We start from the raw sequence: 7,355 nt of genomic DNA, 5'->3' as shown, positions 1-7,355 counted from the left end.
ATGTCGCCTGACACTCCGCTATCGCAGGCAAGCCAGCTCCCACAGTTGGTTTTGGGTGGCCTGTTAGGTTGCGGTGGCCTGTAGACCGGCGAGCAACAGCCGCTGATACAGGTCCTCTTTGAGCCCCTCCGGGCTATCCAACCCCATCCGCCTCAAATGCCCGGGAAACACCTCCGGCTCCGGCGCATCCAACGCCGCCTTGCCCAACTCCAGAATCTCCGTCAGCTTGAATTTGCTCTTGAGCCAATTCAACGCGCGCAACAAATCCCGCTCTTCATCGCTGAAATCGCTGCCCAGCGGATACTCCGGGAACAACCGCTGATGCCGCGCCTGAATCGCCTGGAGGCGCTCCGGCGTGTTGTCGGCAAAGCGCACATCCAACTGGAAATCCTTGGGCAACTTGCCGGCCTTTTGCGCTTGCTCGATCAAGTCGTGTTGAAAGCGTGAGTCGGTGATATTGAGCAACGCCTCGATCACCTTGGCATCCGTCTGACCGCGCAAATCGGCGATTCCGTACTCAGTAATGACGATATCTCGCAGGTGTCGGGGAATGGTGCAGTGGCCATAGTCCCAGACGATATTGGAACTGACCTCCCCCGCCGACTCACGCCAGCTGCGCAGGATCAGGATCGACCGCGCACCGTCCAGCGCATGGCCCTGGGCCACGAAGTTGTACTGCCCGCCGACGCCGCTGAGTACGCGGCCGTCCTCCAGCTGGTCAGCCACACCGGCGCCGAGCAAGGTCACCATGATCGCGCTGTTGATAAACCGCGCATCCAGGCGTTGCAGGCGCTTGAGTTGTTCCTGGCCATACAGCTCGTTGATGTAGCTGATGCGGGTCATGTTGAATTCAACGCGCTTGTCGTGGGTCATTTCCTGCAAGCGCTGGTAAAAACTGCGCGGGCCCAGGAAGAAGCCGCCATGGATCGACACGCCATCAGATTGTGCCGCCTCATCGAGCAGGCCGGCATTGGCTTGCGCCTGGGTCGCCACATCCGGGTAGACCTTGCGCCGCACAATCCCGGCATCCGCCAGCACCAGCAGGCCGTTGACGAACATTTCGCTGCAACCGTAAAGGCCACGGGCGAAGGGATCGACGCCGCCTTCACGGCTGATCAACGGCGCCCATTGATACACATCGAGGTCGGTCAGCAGCAGCCGATAGGCTTCGTTGTCGGCCTGGCGCGCCAACAGTGCAGCGGTGAGCGCATCACCCATGGAGCCGATGCCGATCTGCAAGGTGCCGCCATCGCGCACCAGGGTGCTGGCGTGCAGGCCGATGAAGTGATCCTGGAACCCCACCGGCATATTCGGCGTGGAGAACAGCGTGGTGCTGTCTTTTTCGTCGATCAGGTAATCGAACGCGTCCATGCCTAGCTCGGAATCGCCGGGCATGTAGGGCAGATCGGTATGGACCTGGCCGACGATCAGGACGGTTTCCCCGGCATCGCGGCGCTTGGCGATCATTGGCAGCAGGTCGAGGGTAATGTCAGGGTTGCAGCTCAGGCTCAGGCGATCGGGGTGTTCGCTGCTGCTGGCTACCAGTTGCGCCACCAGGTTCAGGCCGGCGGCATTGATATCGCGGGCGGCGTGGCTGTAGTTGCTGCTCACGTAGTCCTGCTGGGCCGAGGCGCTGTGGAGCAGGCTGCCGGGCTGCATGAAGAACTGCTGCACATGGATGTTTTTTGGCAGGCTGTCTTTGCGCAGGGCGGCGAGGAAATCCAGTTCGGGATAATCGCCAAACACCCGCTCGATAAAGGGTTCGAGAAAGCGCTTCTGCAAGCCGTCGCCCAGCGGTGGGCGGCCCAGGCTGAGTGCGGTGTAGATCGTCAGCGCCCGCTCCGGCAGCTTGGCGATGCGCCGGTACAGCGCATTGACGAACAAATTGGGCTTGCCCAACCCGAGCGGCATGCCCATGTGGATATGCGCCGGCAAGCGCGCCAGTACGTCGTCAACTGCCTGCTCGATTGAACACAACTGCACCATCCGACCCTCCTGAACATTCCGTGATTAGGGGTTGGACAGAGAGTGGCGGGGGTTTGCTGCAAAGAACAGCCCTGAAACAAAAATCGCGGGCACAAAAAAGCCGCTCGTAAGCGGCATTTTTGCCGAAGATCGGCGGATTAGAGCCCGGACATCTTCTTGATGGCGCCTTTAAGGTCGTCATCCGAGCAATCAGCGCAGGTGCCTTTCGGCGGCATGGCGTTGATACCGGTGATCGCCTTGGCCAGGATGCCGTCGAGGCCGCCCTGGTGATCAGCGCGTTCTTTCCAGGCCGCCGTGTCGCCGATTTTCGGCGCACCCAGCAGGCCAGTGCTGTGGCAGGCATTGCAGTGCTTGGCGATGATCTCGTCCGGGGTTTTCGCCCCGCCGCCGCCCGCTACCACGGCGACTTCCATGCCCTTGCATTCCTGGCCCTGGACGCAAACCTGGCCAACAGGCTCAAGGCGCTTGGCAATATCATCATTGGTCGCAGCTTGAGCGCTGACAGCCCATAGGGCCAGTACGGTTGCTGGTGCAGCCAGCATTTTCATAATTAGGTTCACGCGTTCACCCTCAATGGTGGCTATTCACGCCTGCGGCCACGGTTTCGCAGGCGGCGAAAGTATAACGGTTAGCCCGCCTGGCCGAAACAACCCTATTAAATAAAGGGAGATTCGACCACGCGGATACTGCTACGGGAGTCGCTGCAACGCTGGCAGGACGCCTCTTCTTTAGAAGTTCGCGGGTGTGGCTGCGCTGATTAGTCGCGCCGGCACGTCGAACGGATTGCGAAAACGATGGGGCTTGGTGCTTTCAAAGTAGTAGCTATCGCCAGCTTCGAGCACAAAAGTTTCAAGACCGACCACCAATTCCAGGCGACCCTCCACCAGAATCCCGGTTTCCTCGCCTTCGTGGGTAAGCATTTCTTCGCCCGTGTCGGCGCCCGGCGGGTAGATTTCGTTGAGAAACGCAATCGCCCGGCTAGGGTGCGCCCGGCCTACCAGTTTCATGGTCACGGCGCCGTCGGAGATGTCGATCAGCTCATTGGCTTTATAGACGATCTGCGTCGGTATTTCCTGGAGGATTTCCTCGGAAAAGAACTCGACCATGGACATGGGGATGCCGCCCAGCACCTTGCGCAAGGAGCTGATCGAGGGGCTGACGCTGTTTTTTTCGATCATCGAAATGGTGCTGTTGGTGACACCCGCGCGCTTGGCGAGCTCACGCTGGGAAAGACCCTTCAGTTTACGGATGGATTGCAGTCGTTCGCCGACGTCCAATGCGGGTGCCTCCTAGGGTTCAGGCTTTGTTGTAATTGAGCGTTATCATGGCGACAGCGTTCAGTATTTACAACACTTGGGCCTAAATCCCAGGCGGCGACGTTCGTCCCAAGCGGTCAGTCGCCGGAATAGAGCCTTGGCACCCGGCGCAGGTTGCAGAATATCTGGTACGGAATGGTTTCAGCAGCCACCGCGATGTCGCTGGCGAGGATGTTTTTGCCCCACAGCTCCACCGTGGAACCGAGGCCGGCCTGGGGCACGTCCGTCAGGTCGACGCACAGCATGTCCATGGACACACGACCGAGCAATTGGCTGCGCTGCCCGGCCACCAGCACCGGCGTGCCGGTTGGCGCATGCCGCGGGTAGCCGTCGGCATAGCCCATGGCAACCACGCCGATGCGCATCGGCTTGGGCGTGATGAACCGGGCGCCGTAACCGACCGGCTCGCCGGCTGGCAGTTCACGAACGCAGATCACTTTCGATTCCAGGGTCATCACCGGCTGCAATCGCGCGGCCACGGCCTGGTCTTCGCCAAACGGCGTGGCGCCGTAGAGCATGATGCCGGGGCGTACCCAATCGCTGACGACGTTCGGCCAGCCCATCACCGACGGCGAGTTGCGCAGGCTGACCTCGGCCGCCAAGCCCTGGCGCGCCGCTTCGAATACCGCGACTTGCTCATCGCTGCGCACGCAATCGAGTTCATCGGCGCGGGCGAAGTGGCTCATCAACACGATCTTCGCGACCTTGCCGCTGGCCAGCAGGCGCTGGTACGCCTCGTGGTAGTCCTTGGGATGCAGGCCGACGCGGTGCATGCCCGAATCCAGCTTGAGCCAGATGGTCAACGGTTTGCTCAGCCGGGTCTGTTCGATCGCGTCCAGCTGCCACAGCGAATGCACCACACACCACAGATCATGCTCGTTGATCAGCGGTAGTTCACTGGCTTCGAAAAAACCTTCCAGCAGCAATACCGGCGCACGAATACCGGCGGCGCGCAGCTCCAATGCTTCTTCGATGCAGGCCACGGCAAAGCCGTCGGCCTCGGCTTCCAGCGCCTGGGCCACGCGCACGGCGCCATGGCCGTAGGCATCGGCCTTGACCACGGCAAGGGCCTTGGCCCCCGTGACTTCACGGGCCAATTGGTAGTTATGGCGCAGGGCTTGGAGATCGATCAGGGCACGGGCAGGACGCATGGCGGCAGGCTTCTAGGCGGCAGAGTGAAAAAAAACCGGTGCCGCCCAATAACGTCGGCACCGGGAGAGGATCTGGGTTTACGGCAGCGCGGCCACGACGGACAGCTCCACCAGAATTTCCGGTTCGCACAGCTTGGCTTCAACCGTGGCGCGGGCCGGGGCGACGCCTTTGGGCAGCCACTTGTCCCACACCGCGTTCATGCCGGCGAAATCGGCATCGATGTCCTTCAAGTAGATCGTCACCGACAGCAACCGGGTCTTGTCGGTACCGGCCAGGTCCAGCAAACGCTCGATATTGGCCAGGGTTTCACGGGTCTGCTGTTCAATCCCGGCATTCATGTCGTCGCCGACTTGCCCGGCCAGATACACGGTACCGCTGTGGACAACGATCTGGCTCATGCGCTCATTGGTGAGCTGGCGCTGGATTGACATGTTTTGCGGACTCCTGGTGGTTGCCGTAACGGGAAATATCGAGGCCGGCGGCGCTGATCTGTGGGGTTTTCTTCGCCATCAGGTCGGCCAGCAAGCGGCCCGAGCCACAGGCCATGGTCCAACCGAGGGTGCCGTGGCCGGTGTTCAGGAACAGGTTCTTGAACGGCGTGGCACCGACAATCGGCGTGCCGTCGGGTGTGGTCGGGCGCAGGCCGGTCCAGAAGGTGGCTTCGGCCAGATCGCCGCCCTGAGGATAAAGGTCGTTGACGATCATCTCCAGGGTTTCGCGCCGGCGCGGGTTCAGCGACAGGTCAAAACCGGCGATCTCCGCCATGCCGCCGACGCGGATGCGGTTGTCGAAACGGGTGATCGCGACCTTGTAGGTCTCGTCGAGAATGGTCGAGGTCGGTGCCATCGCCGGGTTGGTGATCGGCACGGTCAACGAGTAACCCTTGAGCGGGTACACCGGCGCCTTGATCCCCAGTGGCTTGAGCAGCTTCGGCGAGTAGCTGCCGAGGGCCAGCACGTAGCGGTCGGCGGTTTCCAGCTTGCCGTCGATCCACACGCCGTTGATGCGCTCACCGGCATAGTCGAGGCGCTGGATGTCTTGTTCAAAGCGGAACTCCACACCCAGCTGCTTGCACATCTCGGCCAGGCGCGTGGTGAACATCTGGCAGTCGCCGGTCTGGTCATTCGGCAGGCGCAGGGCACCGGCGAGGATGTCGGTGACACTGGCCAGGGCCGGCTCTACACGGGCGATGCCGGCGCGGTCGAGCAGTTCGAACGGCACGCCGGACTCTTTCAGCACGGCGATGTCCTTGGCGGCGCCATCCAGCTGGGCCTGGGTGCGGAACAGTTGGGTAGTCCCCAGGCTACGGCCTTCGTAGGCAATACCGGTTTCGGCACGCAGCTCGTCGAGGCAGTCACGGCTGTACTCGGACAGGCGCACCATGCGCTCTTTGTTCACGGCATAGCGGCTGGCGGTGCAGTTGCGCAGCATCTGCGCCATCCACAGGTACTGGTCGATGTCGGCGGTGGCCTTGATCGCCAGCGGCGCATGGCGTTGCAGCAGCCACTTGATGGCCTTGAGCGGCACACCCGGCGCGGCCCAGGGCGAGGCGTAGCCTGGGGACACCTGGCCGGCGTTGGCGAAACTGGTTTCCATCGCAGCGGCGGGCTGACGGTCGACCACGACCACTTCAAAGCCGGCCCGCGCCAAATAGTAGGCACTGGTCACACCAATGACGCCGCTACCCAAGACCAGAACGCGCATTTTTATATCCTCATCGCGGCTTGACCGCCGACGTGTGTTATTCGAGCAATGATGAGCGCAGTGTAAAAAACTATTGCCAGTGCATTTCACTATATAACCGCCTATATTTGGCGACAATTCTCGGCAAAAACCCTTTTCACAGAGGCGTATCCCCTATGCGTACCAACACCCAGACCAAGCGGGAGCTGGACAAGATCGACCGCAACATCCTGCGCATCCTGCAAACCGACGGGCGCATTTCGTTCACGGAGCTGGGGGAAAAGGTCGGGCTGTCGACCACGCCGTGCACTGAGCGCGTGCGCCGGCTGGAGCGTGAAGGGATCATCATGGGCTACAACGCGCGGCTCAATCCCCAGCATTTGAAGGGGAGTTTGCTGGTATTTGTCGAGATCAGCCTGGATTACAAGTCCGGCGACACCTTTGAGGAGTTCCGCCGCGCGGTGCTGAAACTGCCCCATGTGCTGGAATGCCACTTGGTGTCAGGGGACTTCGACTACCTGGTGAAAGCGCGGATTTCCGAGATGGCTTCGTACCGCAAATTGCTCGGCGATATCCTGCTCAAGCTGCCCCATGTGCGGGAGTCCAAAAGCTATATCGTGATGGAAGAGGTGAAGGAGAGCCTGAACCTGCCGATCCCGGACTGACTGACACACTGCGGTCAACTGTGGGAGCTGGCTTGCCTGCGATAGCTGTAGTGAATTCACCAAAGCTATCGCAGGCAAGCCAGCTCCCACATTTTTTAACCGCGTACGTTCGCTAGACCAGCACCTGCCGAGTGCTCGCCATGTATTCATGGATCTGTTTTTCCACTCTGGGGTGAATCAACTCCACAGGCCGCCGCCCATTGGGGCATGGCAAGGTCTTGGTCGTACCAAACAACCGGCAGATCAACGGCCGCTCGTCATACACCGTGCAGCCGTTGGGCCCCAGGTGCACACAGTTCAGCTCGTCCATGGCCGCGTCCTGCTCGGCCGCGGTCTTGCGCGGCAGGCGCGACATTTCCTCGGGCGAGGTGGTCACCGGCCCACAGCAGTCGTGGCAGCCGGGGACGCACTCGAACGAAGGGATCTGTCGGCGCAGGGCGCTGATTTTCTGGCTGTTGCAACTCATCGAAACAGGTACCGAACGGCGGATAGGCGTGGATTCTGCCGTAAAAGCCCGTGGTGAGACAGCTTCGTCCGACCGCTGTATCCTGCG

8 protein-coding genes are annotated in these 7,355 nt (G+C 61.2%); 1 reads left to right on the top strand and 7 read right to left on the bottom strand.

Annotated features, from left to right (window positions below):
- Positions 1-63: 63 nt before the first annotated feature.
- The 6 genes from B348_RS0108935 to dadA form a co-directional block, all read right to left on the bottom strand.
- Positions 64-1,986 (bottom strand): acetyl-CoA hydrolase/transferase C-terminal domain-containing protein, encoded by a 1,923-nt coding sequence (locus tag B348_RS0108935; RefSeq protein ID WP_017735780.1) that lies wholly within the window; start codon positions 1,984-1,986, stop codon positions 64-66.
- A gap of 137 nt (positions 1,987-2,123) precedes the next feature.
- Positions 2,124-2,534 carry a cytochrome c5 family protein gene (locus B348_RS0108930; RefSeq protein WP_026136673.1) on the bottom strand — a complete coding sequence of 137 codons (411 nt, stop codon included), beginning with the start codon at positions 2,532-2,534 and terminating at the stop codon, positions 2,124-2,126.
- 180 nt (positions 2,535-2,714) lie between these two features.
- Entirely contained in the window at positions 2,715-3,263 is a 549-nt protein-coding gene (locus B348_RS0108925; protein ID WP_003176893.1) for a cupin domain-containing protein, read from the bottom strand.
- Between the two features lie 116 nt (positions 3,264-3,379).
- Complete coding sequence (gene alr, locus B348_RS0108920) at positions 3,380-4,453, bottom strand: alanine racemase (protein ID WP_017735778.1); 1,074 nt, start codon at positions 4,451-4,453, stop codon at positions 3,380-3,382.
- A 78-nt stretch (positions 4,454-4,531) separates the two neighbouring features.
- A complete protein-coding gene (locus B348_RS0108915) occupies positions 4,532-4,885 on the bottom strand; it encodes a RidA family protein (protein ID WP_017735777.1) in 354 nt (117 codons plus the stop codon).
- Positions 4,857-6,158, bottom strand: a complete 1,302-nt coding sequence (gene dadA, locus B348_RS0108910; RefSeq protein WP_017735776.1) for a D-amino acid dehydrogenase — start codon at positions 6,156-6,158, stop codon at positions 4,857-4,859. The genes B348_RS0108915 and dadA overlap by 29 nt, the downstream gene beginning before the upstream one ends.
- A gap of 155 nt (positions 6,159-6,313) precedes the next feature.
- Here dadA and B348_RS0108905 point away from each other — a divergent pair, with 155 nt between their 5' ends.
- The gene (locus B348_RS0108905) at positions 6,314-6,802 is read left to right on the top strand and encodes an Lrp/AsnC ligand binding domain-containing protein (RefSeq protein WP_003176896.1); all 489 of its coding nucleotides are present in this window, start codon (positions 6,314-6,316) and stop codon (positions 6,800-6,802) included.
- A gap of 112 nt (positions 6,803-6,914) precedes the next feature.
- On the opposite strand, the gene B348_RS0108900 is transcribed toward B348_RS0108905, so the two are convergent.
- Positions 6,915-7,268, bottom strand: coding sequence for a YkgJ family cysteine cluster protein (locus tag B348_RS0108900; protein WP_016975913.1), 354 nt, complete (start codon positions 7,266-7,268; stop codon positions 6,915-6,917).
- Between the last annotated feature and the right edge of the window lie 87 nt (positions 7,269-7,355).

The organism is Pseudomonas sp. CBZ-4, from assembly GCF_000346755.1.
GTDB lineage: Bacteria > Pseudomonadota > Gammaproteobacteria > Pseudomonadales > Pseudomonadaceae > Aquipseudomonas.
This window is presented reverse-complemented; position numbering and strand designations above follow the sequence as displayed.